Genomic DNA, 20,221 nt, shown 5'->3' on the forward strand with positions numbered 1-20,221 from the left:
GGCGGACCTGGGCTAGAGTAGTCCCCGTTGCTTCGGGGTGTGGCGCAGCTTGGCAGCGCGCTTCGTTCGGGACGAAGAGGTCGTGGGTTCAAATCCCGCCACCCCGACTGGAGAACACCGCACAGGGCCCGTACTCGGCTGAGTACGGGCCCTTCGGCATGTCGTCCCGCTGGTCCCTTCCCCGGTACTGGTCCTTCCCCCGGCTCCGGGGGAAGGACGCGCGTCGCCCGGGTGGCGCGCAGGGGATGCGGTGCGGGGGCGGTCTGCCTAGGTTGATCACGCCCAGGGGGGTTCCGGCCGTCTCCGGCCGATGACGAGAGGACAGTTCATGGCCCCCACGAAGCGTGCGCTCACGAGAGGCGCCGTGGTCGTCGCCGCCGCGCTGTTGATGGCGCCGGTCACCGCCGGATCCGCCGTCGCAGGAGGGTCGGCGGCGGACGGCGGCGGCTCCCGCCACGTGTCACTGCTCGGCAAGTGGAGCGGCTTCCGGGAGCGGATCGCCGACGTGGAGGGGTACCGCAACGGGCCCGTCACGCTCACCGTGCGGGAGCAGCAGGGCAAGACGTTCCGCGGGGTGATGCGCTGGTCCACCCCGGACGGCCCGCGCCAGGACCGGCTGGTCGGCGCGTTCACGCCGGGTGCCGAGCTGATGGCCGGCGCGGACGCCGAGGGCACGTACAGCTTCGAACTGCTCGACCGGAACACGCTCGACTACTGCTACACCGAGAGCGGTGAGGGCTTCCGCACCACCTGCGGCCGCCTCCACCGCAACCGCTGACGCACCCGCGCCCCTGCGGATCCCGCCCGGCCCCGGCTCGGGCGGGACGTCGCCGTGCGTACCGGAAGGGCGGCCCCGCGCGGGTCAGTTCGCGCGGTCGGGGTGGGGGCTGCGTTCGCGGAGGCGCTTGACGACGAAGACGGCGACGGCCAGGAGGACCAGGCCGAGGACGACCTTGGAGAGGATGCCCGCGTACTGCTCGACCAGGTGCCACTGGTCGCCGAGCAGGTAGCCGGCGAGTATCAGCACGGTGTTCCAGATGGCGCTGCCCAGCGTGGTGAGGCCGAGGAACACCAGAAGCGGCATCCGTTCGACGCCGGCCGGGACGGAGATGAGGCTGCGGAAGATGGGCACCATGCGCCCGAAGAAGACGGCTTTGGTGCCGTGCTTCTCGAACCACTCCTCGGTGCGCGTCAGGTCGGACGCCTTGACGAGCGGCATCCGGGCCCAGATGCGGCGCACGCGGTCGCGCCCGAGGAGCGCGCCGATCCAGTAGAGGGCGGCGGCGCCGACGACGGAACCCAGGGTGGTCCAGAAGATCGCGAGGGGGAGGCTGAGTACGCCCTGCGCGGCGGCGAAGCCGGTGAGGGGGAGGATGACCTCGCTGGGGAGCGGCGGGAAGAGGTTCTCCAGGGCGATGGCCAGCCCGGCCCCGGGTCCGCCGAGGGTGTCGACGAGGCTGGTGGCCCATCCTGCGATGCCGCCGGGGGACTGGTCGGACGCGGAGAGGAGGACGGTCGTCACGGGGCACCTCGGGGTCGGTGGACGCGGCGGGCGGTCGTACGGCTACCCCCTGACCCTAAGGAGTGGTGCGCGGCAGCCGTACACCCGGTCTCCTCCGATTCCGGGAACGACAGGTCGTACGGCCGCATCAGCCGATCGGTCGATGCCGCTTCGGGCGGAACGGGCGATGTGCGCGGGGGCGGGTCGACGCGATCCTGGCGGGCATGGGGATCATCGAAGTGCAGGATGTCGCGAAGTCCTACGGGGGACGCCGTGTGGTCGACGGGGTGAGTTTCACCGTCGAGGAGGGCGAGATCTTCGGCGTCCTCGGCCCGAACGGCGCCGGGAAGACGACGACGGTGGAGTGCGTGGAGGGGCTGCGCGTTCCGGACGCGGGGACGGTGCGGGTGGCGGGGCTCGACCCGGTGGCGGACCACGACCGGGTGACGCGCCTTCTCGGGGCGCAGCTCCAGGAGAGCGAGCTCCAGCCGAAGCTCACGGTGCGGGAGGCGCTGGAGCTGTACGCGGCGTTCCACGCCCGCCCGGCGGACCCGCTGGCGCTGGCCGAACGCCTGGGCCTGGAGGAGAAGCTGGGTACCCGTTTCGCCCAGCTGAGCGGTGGTCAGAAGCAGCGGCTGTTCATCGCCCTCGCGCTGATCGGCACCCCCCGGGTCGTGGTGCTGGACGAGTTGACCACCGGGCTGGACCCGCGCGCCCGCCGGGACACCTGGCAGCTGATCGAGGAGGTGCGGGCGTCGGGGGTGACGGTGCTGCTGGTCACGCACTTCATGGAGGAGGCGCAGCGCCTGTGCGACCGGGTGGCGGTCATCGACCGCGGACGGCTCGCCGCGCTGGACACCCCGGGCGGGCTGATCAGCCGGGCGGCCGCGTCGACGGTCATCGCCTTCACGCCCTCACGCCCGCTGGAGGACGGTGAACTGGCCGCACTCCCCGACGCCGGTCCGGTGCGTGTCACGGCGGGCCGGGTCGAACTGACGGGCAGCGACGAGACGGTGAACGCCGTCGTCTCGCTGCTGGCCCGGCACGGCATCACGGCACGGCACCTGCGGGTCACGGACGGCACGCTGGACGACGCCTTCCTCGACCTGACCGGGGTCGACGCGACCGGCTCCACGAGCAGCACGAGCCACACCAACGGCACCAGCCACACGAGCCGCACGGAGGCGCGAGGATGACCACGACGACCGCACCCGACGCCGCGCCGCCGGCTGCGCAGGCGGCCCGGGCCGTCCTGCGCGCGGAGGCGCGGCTGTTCCGCCGCGAGCCGGGCGCACTGTTCTGGATCGTGGCCTTCCCGTCCCTGCTGGTCACCGTCCTCGGCCTGATCCCGGGCTTCCGGGAGCCGGACGCGTCGCTTAGCGGGCTGCGCGTCATCGACCTGTACGTGCCGGTGGCGGTGCTGCTGTCGATCGTGGTGGCCGGCGTGCAGACGCTGCCGGCGGTGCTCACCGGCTACCGCGAACGGGGCATCCTGCGGCGGCTGTCGGTCACTCCGGTCGACCCGAAGGCGCTGATCGGCGCCCAACTGGTCCTGCACGGGGTGGCGGTGCTGGCCGCCATCGTGCTGGCGCTGGCGGTCGGCCGGATCGCCTTCGGGGTTCCGCTGCCCGGGCAGCCATTCGGGTACGCGCTCGCCGTCGTGCTCACGGCGCTCGCCGGCACGGCATCGGGCGGCACCATCGCCGCGCTCTCGCGCACCTCGAAGGCCGCGCAGACGATCGGCACGGTGGCCTTCTTTCCGGCGATGTTCTCCGCCGGGGTCTACCTTCCGGTGCAGACCATGCCGGACTCGTTGCGGCAGATCGTGGAGCTGACGCCCTTCGGTGCGGCGTCCCAGGCGCTGCACGACACCGCGGGCGGGGGCTGGCCGCAGTGGTGGCAGCTGCTGGTGATCGCTCTGTGGGCGGGAGCCCTCTGGGCGGCCGCGGTCCGCTGGTTCCGCTGGGAGTGACGCGCGAGCGGAGTGACGCGGGAACGGGAGACGGGCATGCTGGGCGTCATGGCCACGGAAGCGGCGGGGGAGAGCACCGAGGGGGCGCGGCGGGCCGCCCCCGACCTCCCGGTCCTCGCCACGGGCGAGGGCTGGGAGACGTTCTACCGCTGGGGCCCGTACGGCCTGCTGGGGCTGGCCGGGGTGCTGTCGGCGGCAACCGCGTCCGTGTTCCTGACGCCCGCCGAACGGTATGCGTGCGGTGCGCTGCTGGTGGCCGCGCTGGCCCTGGAGCTGTCCTGGTCGCGGTACGGGCGGCGGCGGGTCTCGGCGGCGAGCTGCGGCTACTACGCCGCGCGCACCGTGCTCGGGTTCGCGATGAGCTGGCTGAACCCGTTCGCCGCGATCTACGCCCTGATCGGTTACTTCGACGGAGCGCGGCTGCTGCCGCCGCGCTGGGTGCGGCCGGGCCTCTTCGCCACGGCCGTGACGATGGCCGGGTCGCAGTCCGGCGGACTGCCGCCGGGATCGGCCACGCAGTGGGGAGTGTTCGGCGCGCTGTACCTGCTGAACGCCGGGCTCGGCGTCGTCTTCGGCCACCTCGGCGAGAAGGAGGCCGAGGAGGCGGCGGCCAAGGCCGCCACCATCGCCGAGCTGGAACGCACCAACGCCCGCCTGGAGCAGGCCCTGCGGGAGAACGCGGGCCTGCACGCCCAGCTCCTCGTGCAGGCCCGCGAGGCCGGTGTCGCCGACGAACGGCGCCGGCTGGCGGCCGAGATCCACGACACCCTCGCCCAGGGCCTGACCGGCATCGTCACCCAGCTGCAGGTCGTCCGGGACGCCGACGATCCCGCCGTACGCCGTGCACATCTGGATCGCGCGCAGGCGCTGGCCCGGCACAGCCTCGGCGAGGCCCGCCGGTCGGTGCACGACCTGGCGCCGAGTGCGCTGGCGCAGGACGCGCTGCCCGCCGCGCTGGAGAAGGCGGTGGCCGGGTGGGGCGTGCAGGCCGGGGTGCGGGCGGAGTTCACCCTGACCGGGGCGGCGGAGAAGCTGCACGACGAGATCGAGGCGAGCCTGCTGCGCATCGCGCAGGAGAGCCTGGCCAACACCGCCCGGCACGCCGGGGCGTCCCGCGTCGGGGTGACGCTGTCCTTCATGGACGGCGAGGTCGTCCTGGACGTGCGGGACGACGGCTGCGGCTTCGATCCGGCGGCCGTGCCGCCGCGCACCCGGTCCGGCGGGTTCGGGCTGGCCGGCATGCGGGCCCGCGCGGAACGTCTGGCCGGGCGCGTGGACGTCGAGTCGGAGCCGGGCCAGGGCACGGCGGTGTCCGCCCGCGTACCGTTGGTGCGCCATGACTGAGCGCCCGATCACGCTGCTTCTCGTCGACGACCACCCGGTGGTACGGGACGGGCTGCGCGGCATGTTCGAGGCGGCGGCCGGCACCGGAGCGGCGTCCACCGGCCCGGCCGCAGGCGCAGGCTCCGGGACGGCGGCGGGCTTCGAGGTGCTGGGCGAGGCGGCGAGCGGTGAGGAGGCCGTCGAACTGGCCGGCCGCCTGGACCCCGACGTGGTGCTGATGGACCTGCGGATGCCGGGCGGCGGCGGGGTCGCCGCGATCGCCGAGCTGGCCCGGCGCGGCTGCCGCAGCAAGGTCCTGGTGCTCACCACCTACGACACCGACTCCGACACGCTGCCCGCGATCGAGGCGGGCGCCACCGGCTACCTGCTCAAGGACGCGCCGCGCGACGAGCTGTTCACGGCCGTACGCGCCGCCGCGGCGGGCCGCAGCGTGCTGTCCCCGGCGGTGGCGTCACGGCTGGTGTCCCGGATGCGGGCGACGCACGGGAGCGGCGGGAACGGCGGGGACCGGGCAGGCACGGGCACGCCGCTCAGCGCCCGGGAGGGCGAGGTCCTGGCGCTGGTCGCGGCGGGCACCGCGAACCGCGAGATCGCACGCCGCCTCTTCATCAGCGAGGCCACGGTGAAGACGCACCTCACCCACCTGTACGCCAAGCTGGGCGTCAACGACCGGGCGGCGGCCGTGGCGGTGGGCTACGAGCGGGGCATCCTCGGCGGCGGCTCCCCCGCCCCGTAGGACGCGGGGCACGGCGGGGCGTTCACGTCTCCAGCACGGCGCGCAGCGAGGCGTGCAGGGCGGCGACGAACCGGTCGCGGACGTCGTCGGGCACGAGGTCCAGGGACAGGTACGGGTTGAGGTCCTCCAGCTCGACCAGCAGCAGCCCGCCGTCTGCCGTGCGGCAGGCGTCGACACGCTGGATGCCGTGGTCCAGGGTGTTCCAGTCCGCGAAGCGCTGGGCGAACTCGCGGTCGGCGCCGGTGGGTTCGTAGGGCCGCAGCTCCCAGCGGCGCTCGGGGTCCGGCGCGTGCAGGGCGTACTGGAGGACGCGGTCGACGAAGTAGAACGACACCTCGTAGCGGAAGTCGACGTGCGGCTGGACCAGCAGGGTGCCGTCGTCGAAGGCGAGGGAGTCCAGGTCGGCGTGGCCGAGGGTCTCCAGGCCGATGGAGTCGGCGCCGGCCTTCGGCTTGACGACGTAGCGGCGAGCCGCCGGGAGCCGTCCCAGGTCGGCGTGCCGGTCCACGGTGGGGATGACGGGGAAGCCCTCGGCGGCGAGGTCCACCAGGTACTGCTTGCCGGCCATGTCGCCCCGTCCGGTCAGCGGGTTGTGCACCCGCGCGCCGGTGCGCCGGGCGACGTCGCGGAAACGTTCGTACGCCTCCTGGTAGTGGATCACCGGGCCGCTGTTGCGGATCAGGCACAGGTCGAAGGCGTCCAGCAGCGCGGCGGCGTCCAGCGGGTGGCACAGCGCGACGTCGTAGACGTCCCGGAGCCGTGCGGAGAGGTGGACGTCCTCGTCGCCGTAGCGGCGGCCGCGCGCCGGGTAGGTCAGGTCGCTGACGTACAGCAGGCGGGGGCGTGCGAACGGTGCCGGCATGGTTCTCCCGGGTCGGGTGTGCTGCGGCCCAAGGTAGCCGGGAGGGGCCGGGACGACGCGCGGCCCCTCCCCCGGCGCGTGCGCGCCGGGGGAGGGGCCTTCGAAGGGTCGGTCGGTCCCGGACCGGGAACGGGCCGGGACCGGATCAGCCGGGAGGCTGGTTACTCGCCGTTGCCGTTGCCGGCGCCGTTCTGCGAGAGGACCGGCACACCGTCGCTCAACAGGTGCGACAGCGGGTCGTCGCCGTCGACCTGGGTCGAGTTCTCGGTGCAGTTCTGGTTGTTCTGGCTGGTCAGCACGTCGTTGACGTTGACGCCGGCGACGAGGCCGATGCCGTTCAGAACGTTGGTCTTGGTGACCGGAACCGCCACGCAGGGCTTGTTCAGCGAGCCGTTCACGAGCGCCATGTTCGGGCTCATGTGACCGCCGGTGGTGGTGTTGCCGTACACCTGCTTCGAGCCGTTGCCGTTCTGCGTGGTGACGTTCTCGTTGACGTCACCGACCGCCATCGCGGGGGCGGCCACGGCACCGCTGGCGCCGACGACGGAGACAGCGACGGCGGCCGTCGCGAAAACCTTCTTGAGCACGAGTCTTTCCTTCCGGAGTGTGAAGTGCCCGTCAGACGGGGGTTGGTCAGTCGCCGTTGCCGTTGCCGGCACCGTTCTGCGACAGGACCGGGATGCCGTCGCTCAGCAGGTGCGACAGCGGGTCGTCGCCGTCGACCTGGGTCGAGTTCTCGGTGCAGTTCTGGTTGTTCTGGCTGGTCAGCACGTCGTTGACGTTGACGCCGACGGCACCGATGCCGTTCAGAACGTTGGTCTTGGTGACCGGCACCGCGATGCACGGCTTGTTCAGCGAGCCGTTCACGAGCGCCATGTTCGGGCTCATGTGACCGCCGGTGGTGGTGTTGCCGTACACCTGCTTCGAGCCGTTGCCGTTCTGCGTGGTGACGTTCTCGTTGCCGTCACCGACGGCCATGGCGGGGGCGGCCACGGCACCGCTGGCGCCGACGACGGAGGCAGCGACGGCAGCGGTCGCGAAAACCTTCTTGAGCACGAGTCTTTCCTTCCGGATCATGGGGGTGCCCCGGTGCCGGAGCACCCTGGACAACTCCGGAGCCCCCGAGAGGTTGTTGCGGTTCACCCGTCCGGACGCGTTTGGACACCTATATGGACGATCTTCACCCCGCAGGCCGTGACCCCCCGCGCGGAGCACAGAATGGGGGCATGACGACGCACACGGACGACGCCATGCCGGACTGGGAGAAGCGGTTCCGGGCACCCCGCGTGGGGCTGCCGGAGTGGGCGGAGGACGCGCCCGACCGTTCCCTGTTCGTCTCCAACGCCACCGGCACCTTCGAGCTGTACGCCTGGGACCGGGCCACCGGCACCCAGCGACAGGCCACCGACCGGCCGAACGGCACCACGGACGGGGTGCTGACGCCCGACGGCGAGTGGATCTGGTGGTTCTCCGACACCGACGGCGACGAGTTCGGCGTGTGGATGCGGCAGCCGTTCGGCGGCGGCCCGGACGAGCCCGCCGCTCCCGGCCTGGAGCCGTCCTACCCCGCGGGCCTGGCGCTGGGCCGGGACGGCAGCGCGGTGGTCGGGCGCTCCACCGACGAGGAGGGATCCACGCTGCACGTGGTGCGGCCGGGCGCGGAGCCGGTGGAGATCTACCGGCACCAGGAGTCTGCCGGTGTCGGCGACCTCAGCCACGACGGGGACCTGATCGCCGTCGAGCACACCGAGCACGGCGACGCCATGCACTCGGCTCTGCGCGTGGTCCGCACCGACGGCGGCACCGTCGCCGAACTGGACGACAGCGAGGGCGGCACGAAGGAGCTGGGGCTGACCGTACTGGGCTTCGCCCCGGCCGTCGGCGACTCCCGGCTCCTGGTCGGGCACCAGCGGCGCGGCCGCTGGGAGCCCATGGTGTGGGACCCGCTGACCGGCGCGACCACCGACCTGGACCTGGGCCTGCCCGGCGACGTGAGCGCCGAGTGGTACCCGGACGGCGGCGCGCTGCTCGTGGTGCACAGCCACCAGGCGCGGAGCGAGATGTGGCGGTGCGCCCTGACCCCGGACGGGCTCGGCACGCCGGAGCGGGTGGAGACGCCGAAGGGGTCGGTGTCCGGGGCGACCGCCCGTCCGGACGGCTCGGTGGAGTACCTGTGGTCGTCGGCCGCCGAGCCGCCGCAGGTGCGGTCGACGACCGGCGCGGTCGTCCTCGACCCGCCGGGCATGAAGGCACCCGGCTCGGTCCCGGTGGAGGACGCCTGGGTGGAGAGCCCGGGCGGGCGGGTGCACGCGCTGGTGCAGCGTCCCGCGGGCGAGGGCCCGTTCCCCACGGTGTTCGACGTGCACGGCGGCCCGACCTGGCACGACAGCGACGCGTTCGCCGGCCAGCCCGCCGCCTGGGTGGACCACGGCTTCGCCGTGGTCCGGGTCAACTACCGCGGCTCCACGGGCTACGGCCGGGCCTGGACGGACGCGCTCAAGCACCGCGTCGGCCTGATCGAGCTGGAGGACATCGCGGCCGTGCGCGACTGGGCCGTGGAGACCGGGCTCGCGGACCCGGAGCGGCTGGTGCTGGCAGGCGGCTCGTGGGGCGGCTACCTGACGCTGCTCGGCCTGGGCACCCAGCCGGAGAAGTGGGCGCTGGGCCTGGCCGCCGTCCCGGTCGCCGACTACGTCACCGCCTACCACGACGAGATGGAGGCGCTGAAGTCCATGGACCGCACCCTGCTCGGCGGGACCCCGGAGGAGGTGCCCGAGCGGTACGCGGCCTCGTCGCCGCTGACGTACGTGGACGACGTGCGCGCGCCGGTGTACGTCTCCGCGGGGGTCAACGACCCGCGCTGCCCGATCCGGCAGGTGGAGAACTACGTCGAGCGGCTGGAGGCGCGCAGCCACCCGCACGAGGTGTACCGGTACGACGCCGGGCACGGCTCGCTGGTGGTGGAGGAGCGGATCAAGCAGCTCCGCTTGGAGATCGAGTTCGCCCAGCGGCACCTTCCGGGGCTTCCCGCGGCTCCGGCGTGACGCCTTCTCCGGAGTTCCCGCCCTCCCGGGGCTCCCCGGATGCCGGGCCGCCCGTCGCCGGAGCGCTCTCCGGCGTACGGCGGCCCGTCGGGTCCTCCGGTGGGAGGCCGAGCGCGGCGTCGCGCGCCAGTTCGGCGTCCCGCCGGAAGAGCCGGAACCACATGAAGAGGACGAAGCCGACGAAGGCGAACCACTCGGCGGTGTAACCCAGGTTCTGGAACGCCTGGAGGTCCAGGCCGGTGCCGGCGGCTGCGACCGGCGGCACCGGCCGCAGCGGCGCCTCGGGCCGCTGCACGGTGATCCACACGTCACGCACGTCGTACGGCACCACGTTGACCAGCGCGGCGGCACTGATCATGCCGAGCTGCCCCTCGGGCAGGCCGCCCGCCGGGTGCACGCCGGCGCTGCCCTCGGTCTCGGAGACCTGCAGCACCCCGGCGACCGTCACCTCGCCCCCGGGGGGCGCCGGCACCTTCGCCGGGTCGGCGTCCCCGGGCAGCCAGCCGCGCACCACGGGCAGCGCGGGCCCGGAGTCCGTACGCAGCAGGGTCAGCACGTAGAACCCGCGCTCGCCGTCGACGCGGCGGTCCGGGACGAGCAGCGGACGGCCGGTGTCGTAGCGGCCGGTGGTCTCGGCGGTGCGGCCGACGGTCTCCGTGGTGAGCGGCAGCAGGTCGGCCAGCGGCTCGGGGGTGGCGTCGGCGGCCCGTTCGGCCGCCTTCTCCTGCTGCTGGTGGCTGTCGACGCGCGCCTCGAAGCGGCTGAGCTGCCAGGTGCCCATGAACAGGCAGACCGGGATCGCGAGGGCGACGAAGAGGTTGATCCCCCACCATCGCGGGGTCAGCAGGAACCGGTACACGCGTCAACGGTACGCGGCCTCAGGCCGCCGGCAGCACCCCGGTCCGGTAGACCGTGCCGGCGCAGGCGCCGTCGAGCTGCACGGGGTCCACGGTGGGCTCACCGGCCTCGGGCGTGTGGGACAGCAGCACCGCGGACGGGGGCACGGGCTCGCCGCCGCCTCCCGTTGAGCCGCCGTCGGTCCCACCGGAGCCGGACCCGCCGGTGTCCGAACCGCCGTCGCCGGACCCGCCGGACCCGGAGCCGCCGGAGCCGGACCCGCCGGTGCCGGAACCACCGGTTCCAGGCTCTTCGGGCGTGCCGTCGCCGCCCTCGGCGCCTCCGCCGGAGGTGCCGCCGGAGGTGCCGCCGGAGGTGCCAGCGTCGACCACGTCGCCGGAGCTGCCCATCGGCCGTGCGCCGCCCTGAGCACCGTCGCCGCCCTCGCCGGGAGGCGGGGTGGTCGGGGAGCATCCGCTGCCGGCCGTCGGCACCCAGGCGAAGCGGACCACGTACGCGGCACCCGGTTCGAGCACCACCTCGTCGTCCACGGCGACCGGATCGGGCAGGCCGGTGGCGACGTCGCCGCTGGTGTGGTCGACGACCTGGATCATGCTGCTGTCGGCCCTGCCCCGCGCGGTGGCCATCACGATGCCGCCGCCCTCGACCGTGCAGGAGTCCGCCGAGACGTTGACCACCCGGAACGAGCCGTAGACGTGGCCCTGCGCGTCGGGCGCCTCCCGGCGGCTCTCCGAGGCGCCGAGCTGTGCGCGGGTGCAGGTGGGCGAGACGGGTCCGAGGCTGCTGCTCGGGTTGGGGCCCGTGGAGGACCCGGTGGTGGGAGCGCCGGCTTCGCCGGTGCCGTGCCCCGCGCCGGAGTGTCCGCCGGCAGCGGTGTCGCCGCCGGCCGTGCCGTCGCCCTGGTTCACGCCGCCGCGCTCTTCGGCCGGGACGTGGTCCTGGGAATGGCCGGCGTTGTGCATGGGCTTGCCGGCGCCCGGCACGAAGTCGGCGTGCAGCACGGTCGGCACGGCGACGCCGCAGGCGAGAACCGCCGCGGCGGCGCCCACCATCACGTTCCGCCGCCGGGCGCGGCGGGCGGGCACGGCGTGCTGGAGGTGTTCCAGTGTGCCGGGGGACGGTTCGATGTCGCGCACGCTGTCCTGCAGCAGGCGCCGCAGCGCGACCTCGTCCATGCTCTCGAGGTCGAGCGCGGCGCCGGAGTCTGCGTCTGCGTCTGCGTCTGCGTCTGCGTCTGCGTCTGCGTCTGCGTCTGCGTCTGCGTCTGCGTCTGCGTGACCCTCGCCGTTGGGGTCGCCGTCGGTGCGGCCGGCTTCCGAGGACGAAGCGTCGTCCGCCGGGCCCTCGTTCACGGCGGGGGGCTGCTCGCCGGGCCGCTCGGACCGGTCTCCTCCGGCGCGCTGCTCGGGGGAGGGCTCGGTGTGCTCCGCCGCGGCCTCGGGGGCGGCGTCGTCCGCCGCCCGCCCGGCGCCGTCGAGCGGTTCGTGCGGGTCGTTCCGGTCGTGCGACGTGCTCATGCCGTCGCCTCCATGGCGACCCTGAGCGCGGCGATGCCGCGCGAGCCGTAAGCCTTCACGGAACCGAGCGAGAGGCCGAGGACCTCGGCGACCTGCGCCTCTGTCATGTCGGCAAAATACCGCAGCACCAGGACCTCGCGCTGACGGCGCTGGAGCCCGCGCAGCGCCTGCTTCAACTCGTCCCGCTCCATGCGGTCGTAGGCGCCCTCCTCGGCGCTGGCCATGTCCGGCATGGGCTTGGACAGCAGCTTCATGCCGAGAATGCGGCGGCGCAGCGTGGACCGGGAGAGGTTCACCACGGTCTGCCGCAGGTAGGCCAGGGTCTTCTCCGGCTCGCGCACGCGCGTGCGGGCGGAGTGCACGCGGATGAACGCCTCCTGGACGACGTCCTCGCAGGAGGCGGTGTCGTCCAGCAGGAGCGCGGCGAGGCCGAGCAGGGAGCGGTAGTGCGTGCGGTAGGTCTCGGTGAGCTGATCGACGGTGGTGCCCAGGGTCATCGCCTCGTCAGCGCCTCCGCGTCCGGACGCGACCCGCGCGGGGGTCGTCGCCGTCTGCGGCGCCGACCAGGGCGCCATCACGGGCATGCCTGCCGAGCCGGGGCGCCGCAGGCTGCGGACGCCGGGGCCGGGTGCTGTCGCGATTCCGAGTGCCTCTGCCACGCTGGTTGGACACGCATCCCCCCGTCAGGGTTGTACGCGGATTCCCAGGCGTCGGGCAGGAGTGTGCATGCTCGGTGAAGTCCCATGCGTACCAGCCCCATCCCTGAAGTCCGCCGTCGTCCCGATCTCCAAGCGGCCCGGGGCTCCGGCGCCCGGTCGTCCGGGTCGGCGATGCACACAGAGACGCTCCCCCGCCCACAGTCGGTTGCGGTGGCCGGGGCGTTCGATTCTCTTTCAACCAACGGCTGCTAGCTAGTGGCCTGGACCATCAACCGATCACAATTTCTTCACAGAAACCGGAACGACGCACTCAGAACCGCACAGCGGGGTAAACCCGTGCCGTATCAAGGCTGTTCGCCCCGATCCGGTCCCATCGGCCCGGTGGGGTGCGGCTGGTCCGGTAGGTGGCTTCAGCCCGGAGATGCGACGAGTTCCGCGATCTGTACCGAGTTGAGCGCGGCGCCCTTGCGGAGGTTGTCGCCGCAGACGAAGAACTCCAGCGCCTGCGGGTCGTCCAGTGTGCGGCGCACCCGGCCGGCCCACGTCGGGTCGGTGCCGACCGCGTCCGCCGGGGTGGGGAACTCGCCCTCACCGGGGGCGTCGCACAGCACGACACCGGGTGCGGCGGCGAGGATCTCGTGCGCCTGGGGGACGGTCACCTCGTTCTCGAACCGCGCGTGCACCGCGACGGAGTGCCCGGTGACCACCGGCACGCGGACGCAGGTGACACTCACCGGGAGCTGCGGCATCCCGAGGATCTTGCGCGTCTCGGTGCGTACGGCCATCTCGTCGGTGGTCCAGCCGTCGGGCGCCCCGGCGCCCGCGAACGGGACGACGTTGAGGGCGATCGGCGCGGGGTAGGGGCCGCCACCGGTCACGGCGCGGCGCACGTCGCCGGGCTTGGTCCCCAGGTCGGTGCCCGCGACCTCGGCGAGTTGCCTGCGCAGGGTGTCCACGCCCTCGCGGCCGGACCCGGAGACGGCCTGGTAGGTCGACAGCACCAGAGACTCCAGGCCCCACGCGGAGTGCAGTGCGCCGACCGCGACGATCAGCGCCAGCGTCGTGCAGTCGGGGGAGGCGACGATGCCGCGCGGTCGCACGCGGGCGGCGTGCGCGTTGATCTCGGGCACCACCAGGGGCACGTCGTCCTCGGCCCGGAACACCGCGGAGGAGTCGATCACCACCGCGCCCTTGGCGGCGGCGACCGGCGCCCACTGCGCGGCGGCGTCGTCCGGGAGGTGGAACAGCGCCACGTCGACGCCCTCCAGGGCCTCCTCGTCCAGCGCCAGGACCTCGACCTCCTCGCCGCGCACGGGGAGCTTGCGGCCCGCGGACCGCGGCGACGCGAGGAGCCTGATCTCGCCCCACACGTCCCGCCGTTCGGACAGCAGTCCGCGCAGCACCGACCCGACGGCCCCGGTCGCGCCGAGCACCGCCAGGGTCGGTTCCCCGCCTGTCTTCACCGGGACCTCCCGGTCGTCCGCGTCCGCCTCACGAGCCGGACCTGCCGTGCACCCGCCTCAGCGACCGGTGCCGCCGTAGACCACGGCCTCGTCGGTCTCGCTGTCGAGACCGAACGCGGTGTGCACCGCGACGACCGAGTCGTTGACGTCGTCCTCGCGGGTGACCACGGAGATGCGGATCTCGGAGGTGGAGATCAGCTCGATGTTCACGCCGGCATTGGACAGCGCCTCGAAGAAGGTCGCGGTGACACCGGGGTTGGTCTTCATGCCCGCGCCGACGAGGGAGATCTTGGCGATCTGGTCGTCGTAGCGGAGCGAGGCGTAGCCGATGCTGGTCTTGGCCTTCTCCAGCGCGGAGATGGCCTTCTTGCCGTCGGCCTTGGGGAGGGTGAAGGAGATGTCGGTCAGGCCGGTGGTCGCGGCGGACACGTTCTGCACGACCATGTCGACGTTGATCTCGGCCTCGGCGATCACCCGGAAGATGGCCGCGGCCTCACCCGGCTTGTCGGGCACCCCGACGACGGTGACCTTGGCCTCCGAGGTGTCATGCGCGACACCCGAGATGAGGGCCTGTTCCACTGGCATTTCCCCTTGTCCGCTGTAGCCGCCCTGCGGCTCGCTGCTGACCCATGTGCCCTCCAGGCCGGAGAAGGACGACCGTACATGGATCGGGATGTTGTAGCGCCGCGCGTACTCGACGCAGCGGTGCAGCAGGACCTTGGAACCGGAGCTGGCCAGCTCCAGCATGTCCTCGTAGTTGATCCAGTCGATCTTCTTCGCCGACTTGACGACCCGGGGGTCGGCCGTGAACACGCCGTCCACGTCGGTGTAGATCTCGCAGACCTCGGCGTCCAGGGCGGCGGCCAGCGCCACCGCGGTGGTGTCCGAACCGCCGCGGCCCAGGGTGGTGATGTCCTTGCTCTCCTGGGACACGCCCTGGAAGCCGGCGACGATCGCGATGTTGCCCTCGTCGACGGACGCCTGGATGCGTCCCGGGGTCACGTCCAGAATCCGCGCCTTGTTGTGCGCGGAGTCCGTGATCAGACCGGCCTGGCTTCCGGTGAAGGACTGCGCCTCGTGGCCGAGGGACTTGATCGCCATGGCCAGCAGAGCCATGGAGATGCGCTCTCCGGCGGTCAGCAGCATGTCGAACTCGCGCCCGTCCGCTACCGGGGACACCTCTCCAGCGAGATCGATCAGCTCGTCCGTCGTGTCGCCCATCGCAGAAACCACCACGACAACCTGGTTGCCGTTCTTCTTGGCTTCGACGATCCGCTTGGCAACGCGCTTGACGCCCTCGGCGTCGGCAACGGAGGAGCCGCCGTACTTCTGCACGACAAGGCCCACGTGTGCTCGCTCCTCGAGTCTCACCGGGGCTCATTTCGGCCGGAGCCCCGCGTTCGGCCCATTTTACCGAGCAGGCGGGATCCGACCGTCCGCTCTCACGCTGTGAGACCGCGCCCGGCCCGCCATCGGCAGGCGGCCGCGCACACAGCGAACTGGACGAGTGCTCGTGTCTGACCCGCCCAGCGAAGATTCACCTGCCCGATGCCCCCGCCCGCACACGGAAACGTGCGGCACCTCACATGTGGACCCGGCGTCGGAGCGCTGCGCCGAACGGGTGAAGGTCGCTCCCCTCCTCACGGAGCGCGGTCCGGCGGCGGGTCCGAGGCCGCCGCCGGACCGCGCACGTCGGCCGGGACCCGGGCCCGCATCCGCTCGCGCTCGCGCTCCGCCTCGAACGGCGACTTCGACGCCTCCCGGGACGCCTTCACCGCGAAGTACACGCATCCGCCCCAGGTCAGCACCCCGGTGACGAGCAGAGTGAGCGCCGACGCAGGCTCGGCGACCTGCAGCCCCCACGCGGCCCAGACCTGCAGCGTCCCCGCAGCACCGACGACCTGTGCCGTCGCGGTGTGGTCCTTCTTCCGCTCCATCCGATCCCCCCTCCCCCGCTGTACATCCCCCGGCGCACACGTTCCGTAACCTCGCGGTGGGGAACGGTGACAGCGCGTCGCACGTTCCACACGGCGGACCATCATCGACGAGAGGACGGACGGCATGCCCCTGAAGGGTGAGTACGAGCCGAGCCCGGCGAAGTGGGTGCGGGACCAGGTCGAGCTGTACGAGAGTTCCGGCGGCACCAAGGGCACCACGATGAAGGGCCTGCCGGTCATCGTCCTGACCACGCGTGGCGCGAAGAGCGGCAAGATCCGCAAGACCCCGCTGATGAAGGTCGAGCACGAGGGCGCCTACGCGGCCGTCGCCTCCGTCGGGGGCGCCCCCGACCACCCGCGCTGGTACCACAACATCGTCGCCGACCCGCGCGTCGAGCTCCAGGACGGCGCCGTCCTCCAGGACATGCACGCCCGCGAGGTCACCGGCGAGGAGAAGGCCGTCTGGTGGCGCCGCGCGGTCGAGGCGTTCCCGCCCTACGCCGAGTACCAGGAGAAGACCGACCGCGAGATCCCCCTCTTCCTCCTCGAACGCGCCGACGCCCCGCACTGACGCCTGCCGTCCCGTGGCCCGCGGGGGAACGGGCAACCCGCCCGCCGCTCCCCCGCGGGGCACGGCGTTCGGCGGTGTCGGAGAGCACGACCGAAGGCACGTGGGGCGGGTGCCGGGCGGGACGCGACGGGTTCAGTCCGGTGCGCCGGGGGCGAGGGCCGGGGGGACGTCGCCCGTCTCGAGGAGCGACTTGAGGGCGGCGAGGAGGGCGGGCCAGCCCTCCTGGATCATCTCGCGGACGGTGCTGCCGGGCTCGAAGCCGTCGTGGACGACGGTGAGGCGGACCAGGCCCTCCATGGAGGTGAGCTCGAAGGTCACCTTCGAGCGCTGCTCGGCGGTGAGCCGCTCCAGGGTCCGGGTCCCGATGCCCACGTTCTGTGCCCACTCGGGCGTGAACGTGTGCCAGGTGTACGACAGCCGCCGGTAGGGCTCGGACTCCAGCACGACCTGCTCCGGGCCGGCGGTGGCGTGGCCGCGTTCCGCCCAGGTCATCTGCGAGCCGGGCTTCCAGTCCGTGCCGAACTCGACGCCCCAGTAGCGGCGGGTGAACGCCGGGTCGGTCAGGGCCTGCCAGAGCTTCTCGGGAGTGGTGGCGATGTAGGTGGTGTAGACGAACGCGTCGCCGGTGTCGTCGCGGTTCATGCCGGGGGCCTCCAGTGCGGTCTTCAGGTCGGCGAGCGCCTGCGCCCGCGCGCGGTCGTAGCGGCTGATCCAGCGGTCGGCGAGGGCGTTGATCGGCTCGGCGTCGAGGTGGTGCAGCTTCTCCCTGCCGCGCCGGAGCGTGGTGATCAGACGGGCGTCCTCCAGCACGGCCAGGTGCTTGCTGACCGACTGGCGGGTCATGTCCAGCTCCGCGCACAGCTCGCGCAGGCTCTGCCCGTTCCGGGCGTTGAGACTGTCGAGCAGCCGGCGCCTGCCGGGGTCCGCCAGCGCCTTGAAGACCTCGTCGTCCATCCCCACCGATCCTCCATTCATGCAACCGTGCGGCTGCATGTTTGACGATAGGCAGCCACTCGGCTGCATGTCAAGGTGAGCCCGCGGCGGGCGGCTGCCGGAAAACGGCTGGCTCCGGGACACCCCGCGCTGGGATGGTGCGCCCCGTACGCGAGCCGACGTGAACGGCGCGAGGACGGAGGAACGGCGCGTGAAGCGGAGCGGACACGTCGAGACGACCGACCGGTGGTTGCTGCGCCTCGCGTTCGCGGCCTTCGCCCTGCTGGGCGCGCAGGCCGGGGTGTGGGCGGTGCTCCTTGCCGACCTGGCCGTGGCGACCGGCACGGACGCGCCCCGCCTCGGCGCCGCGCTGACCGCGCTGGCCTGCGTCGCGGTGCCGTCCGTCCTGGTCTCCGGGCGGATCGTCGACCGCCTGGGCCGGCGTACGGGCGTCGTGGTCGGCTGCACCGGCTCCGGGCTGGCCTTCGCCGCGCTGAGCACGGTCGGTTCGTACGGCGCGATGATCGGGCTGTTCCTGCTCTTCGGGGTGCTGTGCAGCCTGTACGACGTGGTGGTCAACGTGCTCGGCGGCGACTACGAGCGCCGCACCGGGCGAGTGATGATGCCGCGCCTCCACGCGGTGTTCAGCGGCGCGGGGGCCGCGGGGGCGCTCGCGGCGGCGGCGACGGTCGGCCTCGGCGGCGGCCACCGTGCGGTGTTCGTCGCCACGGGCGTGCTGCTGGTGCTGCTCGGCCTCGCGGGAACCGCCGTGCCCCTGCCGCCGCCCGCGGCGGAGGACGCCGAGGCCGGCGCGGCCGAGGAGACCGCCGGCCGGGAGGGGCGGCCGGCGCGGCGCGGACTGCTCGCCGTCCTCGCCCTGCCGGGCGTGGGGGCGGCCGCCGCGATCGTCACGCTCCAGTTCTTCAACGACGGCGCCGTCGAGGGCTACAGCTCCCTCTACCTTCGCCAGGTACTGGATGCCGGAGCGCTGGTCGGCGGAGTCGGCATCGCCGCCTTCCATCTGGCGACGATGACCGGGCGCCTGGTCGCCGACCGGGTGATCGGCGCGTTCGGCGAGGGGCGCGTGGTGGCCGGTGGCGGCGTGATCGCGGCCGCCGGTTTCGTCCTCGCGCTGAGCACGGACCGCGCGCCGCTGGTCGTGGCCGGACTCCTCCTCGCCGGGGTCGGCGCGGCGCCGCTCGTACCGATCGCGTACTCACTCGCCGCCCGGCGCAGCGGCGCCCGGAGCGGGGCGGCCGCGTCCCTGGTGACCGCGTGCGGCTACGTCTCCTTCGTCGCCGCGCCGGCCGTGATCGGCGCTCTCTCCGCAGCGGCCGGCCTGCGCCGGGCACTGCTCTGCCTGATCGTGAGCGCCGCCCTCATCGCACTGGTCGGCCGCCGGGCCCGGCACCTGCGCGGCGGCAGGGGCGACCGGCACGCCCCGGCCCCGGAGCCGGGTGGCGAGCGCGCGTCCCGCTGACCGAGCACCCGGGCGCTCCGCAGGGCCTACGCCCAGCGGAGGAGTGCGACACGCATTGTGGCGGATTGTCCGGGGGGAACCGGGGCGCGACGCTGGAGGCGTACCACGGTCGCCGGAAGGACACGTCATGCCCGTGCAGCTCAACCACACGATCGTCGCCGCCACCGACAAGGAGCGGTCCGCGCGGTTCCTCGCCGACCTGCTCGGCCTGGAGGTGCAGCCGCAGTACGGGCCGTTCCTGCCGGTCGTCACCGAGAACGGCGTCGCGCTGGACTACGCCGACGCCGGGGACCGTCCCGTGACGCCGCAGCACTATGCGTTCCTCGTCTCGGAGGACGAGTTCGACGCGATCTTCGCGCGCATCGAGGACGCGGGCCTCACCTACTACGCCGACCCGTTCCACCACCGGGTGAACGAGATCAACCACCACGACGGCGGCCGCGGCGTCTACTGGGAGGACCCGGACCGGCACAACATGGAGATCATCACCCGCCCCTACGGCGGCTGAGGACAGCAGCCCCCCCGGCAACGCGTCGGGCCCGTGGGTGCGCACCGGTGCGCACCCACGGGCCCTCGGCCGGAGCTCGTCAGGTCAGGTCACGCTGTTCAGCGGACCGTCCTGAAGCCCTTGTCGGCCGCCGGCGCGAAGCCGAAGGCGAAGTTCTGGTCGACCCGGTACGCCTCGTTGGCGTTCGGGTACGCGTTGGTGCACGACGGGCCGGGGCCGCCGCCGGACATCAGCTCGCTGCACGGGCCGGAGTAGTTGTCCGGCAGGCCGAGCACGTGGCCGGTCTCGTGCGTGACGACACGGAGCGAGTCGTAGACCTGGTTCTGCTGGTAGTCGAGGAAGACGTACCCGTGGCCGCGCCCGTCGGTGTAGGCGTAGCTGCCGCGGGAGTCGTTGCCCTCGTAGTAGTCGAAGTCCGCGCCGGAGGAGACCTCGACGAGCGTGACGTTGCTGACCGCCGCGTTCCAGATCTGGGCGCTGCGGTCGATCTCGTAGTTGAACGAGGGGGCCTGGTCGTCGTCGTAGGTGACGGTGACGGCCTGGATGCCGGGCTCGGCGGCCTGGCGCTGCTCCGCCTTCTTCGCGATCGCGTCGAAGAATGCCTTGCTCTGCGCGCGCTGTTCGGCGCTGACGCCCTCGCCGGTGTAGGCGGCGAAGGTTCCCTCACTCTGGGGCGCCGGTGCGGCGGCGACCGAGGTGGCGGGGACGGCGGCCATCGTCGCGGCGGCCAGACCCAGTCCGAGTGCGGCGGACAGGGCCCTCACGGTGCGGGCCGAACGTCTGTAGCGGCTCATGCGGGGGATCCTCTCGTCGAACGCGAGCCGCGACCGCCGAGT

Annotated in this window: 21 protein-coding genes and 1 tRNA gene; 10 read left to right on the forward strand and 12 right to left on the reverse strand. The window is 73.0% G+C overall.

Annotated elements, in window-relative coordinates:
- The first annotated feature begins 33 nt into the window (after nucleotides 1–33).
- Both K304_RS0120725 and K304_RS0120730 read left to right on the forward strand, forming a co-directional pair.
- Nucleotides 34–107: transfer RNA gene (locus K304_RS0120725), tRNA-Pro, on the forward strand.
- Nucleotides 108–328: 221 nt separating this feature from the next.
- On the forward strand, nucleotides 329–778 hold the full coding sequence (locus tag K304_RS0120730) for a hypothetical protein (RefSeq protein ID WP_027765281.1): 450 nt from the start codon (nucleotides 329–331) through the stop codon (nucleotides 776–778).
- Between the two features lie 84 nt (nucleotides 779–862).
- Here the strand turns inward: K304_RS0120730 and K304_RS0120735 are convergent, their stop codons facing one another.
- A complete protein-coding gene (locus K304_RS0120735; RefSeq protein WP_027765282.1) occupies nucleotides 863–1,522 on the reverse strand; it encodes a DedA family protein in 660 nt (219 codons plus the stop codon).
- 203 nt (nucleotides 1,523–1,725) lie between these two features.
- Between K304_RS0120735 and K304_RS30350 the strand changes: the two genes are divergently transcribed.
- From K304_RS30350 to K304_RS0120755, 4 genes are read left to right on the forward strand one after another with little or no spacing between them, the layout of a single operon-like run.
- Nucleotides 1,726–2,697, forward strand: a complete 972-nt coding sequence (locus K304_RS30350) for an ABC transporter ATP-binding protein (protein WP_078529445.1) — start codon at nucleotides 1,726–1,728, stop codon at nucleotides 2,695–2,697.
- Complete coding sequence (locus K304_RS0120745) at nucleotides 2,694–3,473, forward strand: ABC transporter permease (protein ID WP_027765283.1); 780 nt, start codon at nucleotides 2,694–2,696, stop codon at nucleotides 3,471–3,473. Before K304_RS30350 ends, K304_RS0120745 begins: the two co-directional genes overlap by 4 nt.
- A 48-nt stretch (nucleotides 3,474–3,521) precedes the next feature.
- Nucleotides 3,522–4,817 carry a sensor histidine kinase gene (locus K304_RS30355; protein ID WP_106965656.1) on the forward strand — a complete coding sequence of 432 codons (1,296 nt, stop codon included), beginning with the start codon at nucleotides 3,522–3,524 and terminating at the stop codon, nucleotides 4,815–4,817.
- Nucleotides 4,810–5,553: a response regulator gene (locus K304_RS0120755; RefSeq protein ID WP_027765284.1), complete on the forward strand. Its 744-nt coding sequence runs from the start codon at nucleotides 4,810–4,812 to the stop codon at nucleotides 5,551–5,553. Before K304_RS30355 ends, K304_RS0120755 begins: the two co-directional genes overlap by 8 nt.
- 22 nt (nucleotides 5,554–5,575) lie before the next feature.
- Here the strand turns inward: K304_RS0120755 and K304_RS0120760 are convergent, their stop codons facing one another.
- From K304_RS0120760 to K304_RS0120770, 3 genes are all read right to left on the reverse strand, one after another.
- On the reverse strand, nucleotides 5,576–6,415 hold the full coding sequence (locus tag K304_RS0120760; protein WP_027765285.1) for a hypothetical protein: 840 nt from the start codon (nucleotides 6,413–6,415) through the stop codon (nucleotides 5,576–5,578).
- Between the two features lie 161 nt (nucleotides 6,416–6,576).
- A complete protein-coding gene (locus tag K304_RS0120765; RefSeq protein ID WP_027765286.1) occupies nucleotides 6,577–7,002 on the reverse strand; it encodes a rodlin in 426 nt (141 codons plus the stop codon).
- A 46-nt stretch (nucleotides 7,003–7,048) separates the two neighbouring features.
- Nucleotides 7,049–7,471, reverse strand: coding sequence for a rodlin (locus K304_RS0120770; RefSeq protein ID WP_027765287.1), 423 nt, complete (start codon nucleotides 7,469–7,471; stop codon nucleotides 7,049–7,051).
- Between the two features lie 170 nt (nucleotides 7,472–7,641).
- Between K304_RS0120770 and K304_RS0120775 the strand changes: the two genes are divergently transcribed.
- Nucleotides 7,642–9,459, forward strand: a complete 1,818-nt coding sequence (locus K304_RS0120775; protein ID WP_027765288.1) for a S9 family peptidase — start codon at nucleotides 7,642–7,644, stop codon at nucleotides 9,457–9,459.
- On the opposite strand, the gene K304_RS30360 is transcribed toward K304_RS0120775, so the two are convergent.
- From K304_RS30360 to K304_RS0120805, 6 genes are all read right to left on the reverse strand, one after another.
- Nucleotides 9,389–10,318: an SURF1 family protein gene (locus tag K304_RS30360; protein WP_051308669.1), complete on the reverse strand. Its 930-nt coding sequence runs from the start codon at nucleotides 10,316–10,318 to the stop codon at nucleotides 9,389–9,391. The genes K304_RS0120775 and K304_RS30360 overlap by 71 nt on opposite strands.
- Nucleotides 10,319–10,337: 19 nt before the next feature.
- Entirely contained in the window at nucleotides 10,338–11,834 is a 1,497-nt protein-coding gene (locus K304_RS30365) for a hypothetical protein (protein ID WP_051308670.1), read from the reverse strand.
- Nucleotides 11,831–12,418 (reverse strand): SigE family RNA polymerase sigma factor, encoded by a 588-nt coding sequence (locus tag K304_RS0120790; RefSeq protein WP_078529451.1) that lies wholly within the window; start codon nucleotides 12,416–12,418, stop codon nucleotides 11,831–11,833. The genes K304_RS30365 and K304_RS0120790 overlap by 4 nt, the downstream gene beginning before the upstream one ends.
- A gap of 485 nt (nucleotides 12,419–12,903) precedes the next feature.
- The gene (locus tag K304_RS0120795; protein ID WP_027765290.1) at nucleotides 12,904–13,956 is read right to left on the reverse strand and encodes an aspartate-semialdehyde dehydrogenase; all 1,053 of its coding nucleotides are present in this window, start codon (nucleotides 13,954–13,956) and stop codon (nucleotides 12,904–12,906) included.
- 57 nt (nucleotides 13,957–14,013) lie between these two features.
- A complete protein-coding gene (locus K304_RS0120800; RefSeq protein ID WP_027765291.1) occupies nucleotides 14,014–15,303 on the reverse strand; it encodes an aspartate kinase in 1,290 nt (429 codons plus the stop codon).
- Nucleotides 15,304–15,596: 293 nt separating this feature from the next.
- Complete coding sequence (locus K304_RS0120805) at nucleotides 15,597–15,893, reverse strand: hypothetical protein (RefSeq protein ID WP_027765292.1); 297 nt, start codon at nucleotides 15,891–15,893, stop codon at nucleotides 15,597–15,599.
- 124 nt (nucleotides 15,894–16,017) lie between these two features.
- Here K304_RS0120805 and K304_RS0120810 point away from each other — a divergent pair, with 124 nt between their 5' ends.
- Nucleotides 16,018–16,464 (forward strand): nitroreductase family deazaflavin-dependent oxidoreductase, encoded by a 447-nt coding sequence (locus K304_RS0120810; protein ID WP_027765293.1) that lies wholly within the window; start codon nucleotides 16,018–16,020, stop codon nucleotides 16,462–16,464.
- Between the two features lie 132 nt (nucleotides 16,465–16,596).
- Here the strand turns inward: K304_RS0120810 and K304_RS0120815 are convergent, their stop codons facing one another.
- Nucleotides 16,597–17,418, reverse strand: coding sequence for a metalloregulator ArsR/SmtB family transcription factor (locus tag K304_RS0120815; protein WP_037791422.1), 822 nt, complete (start codon nucleotides 17,416–17,418; stop codon nucleotides 16,597–16,599).
- Nucleotides 17,419–17,608: 190 nt separating this feature from the next.
- Between K304_RS0120815 and K304_RS0120820 the strand changes: the two genes are divergently transcribed.
- Nucleotides 17,609–18,877 carry an MFS transporter gene (locus K304_RS0120820; protein ID WP_027765295.1) on the forward strand — a complete coding sequence of 423 codons (1,269 nt, stop codon included), beginning with the start codon at nucleotides 17,609–17,611 and terminating at the stop codon, nucleotides 18,875–18,877.
- Between the two features lie 127 nt (nucleotides 18,878–19,004).
- Nucleotides 19,005–19,385, forward strand: a complete 381-nt coding sequence (locus K304_RS0120825; RefSeq protein ID WP_027765296.1) for a VOC family protein — start codon at nucleotides 19,005–19,007, stop codon at nucleotides 19,383–19,385.
- 98 nt (nucleotides 19,386–19,483) lie between these two features.
- Here K304_RS0120825 and snpA read toward each other — a convergent pair whose 3' ends face one another.
- A complete protein-coding gene (gene snpA, locus K304_RS0120830; protein WP_027765297.1) occupies nucleotides 19,484–20,179 on the reverse strand; it encodes a snapalysin in 696 nt (231 codons plus the stop codon).
- Nucleotides 20,180–20,221: the final 42 nt, after the last annotated feature.

This window comes from Streptomyces sp. CNS606 (assembly GCF_000426325.1).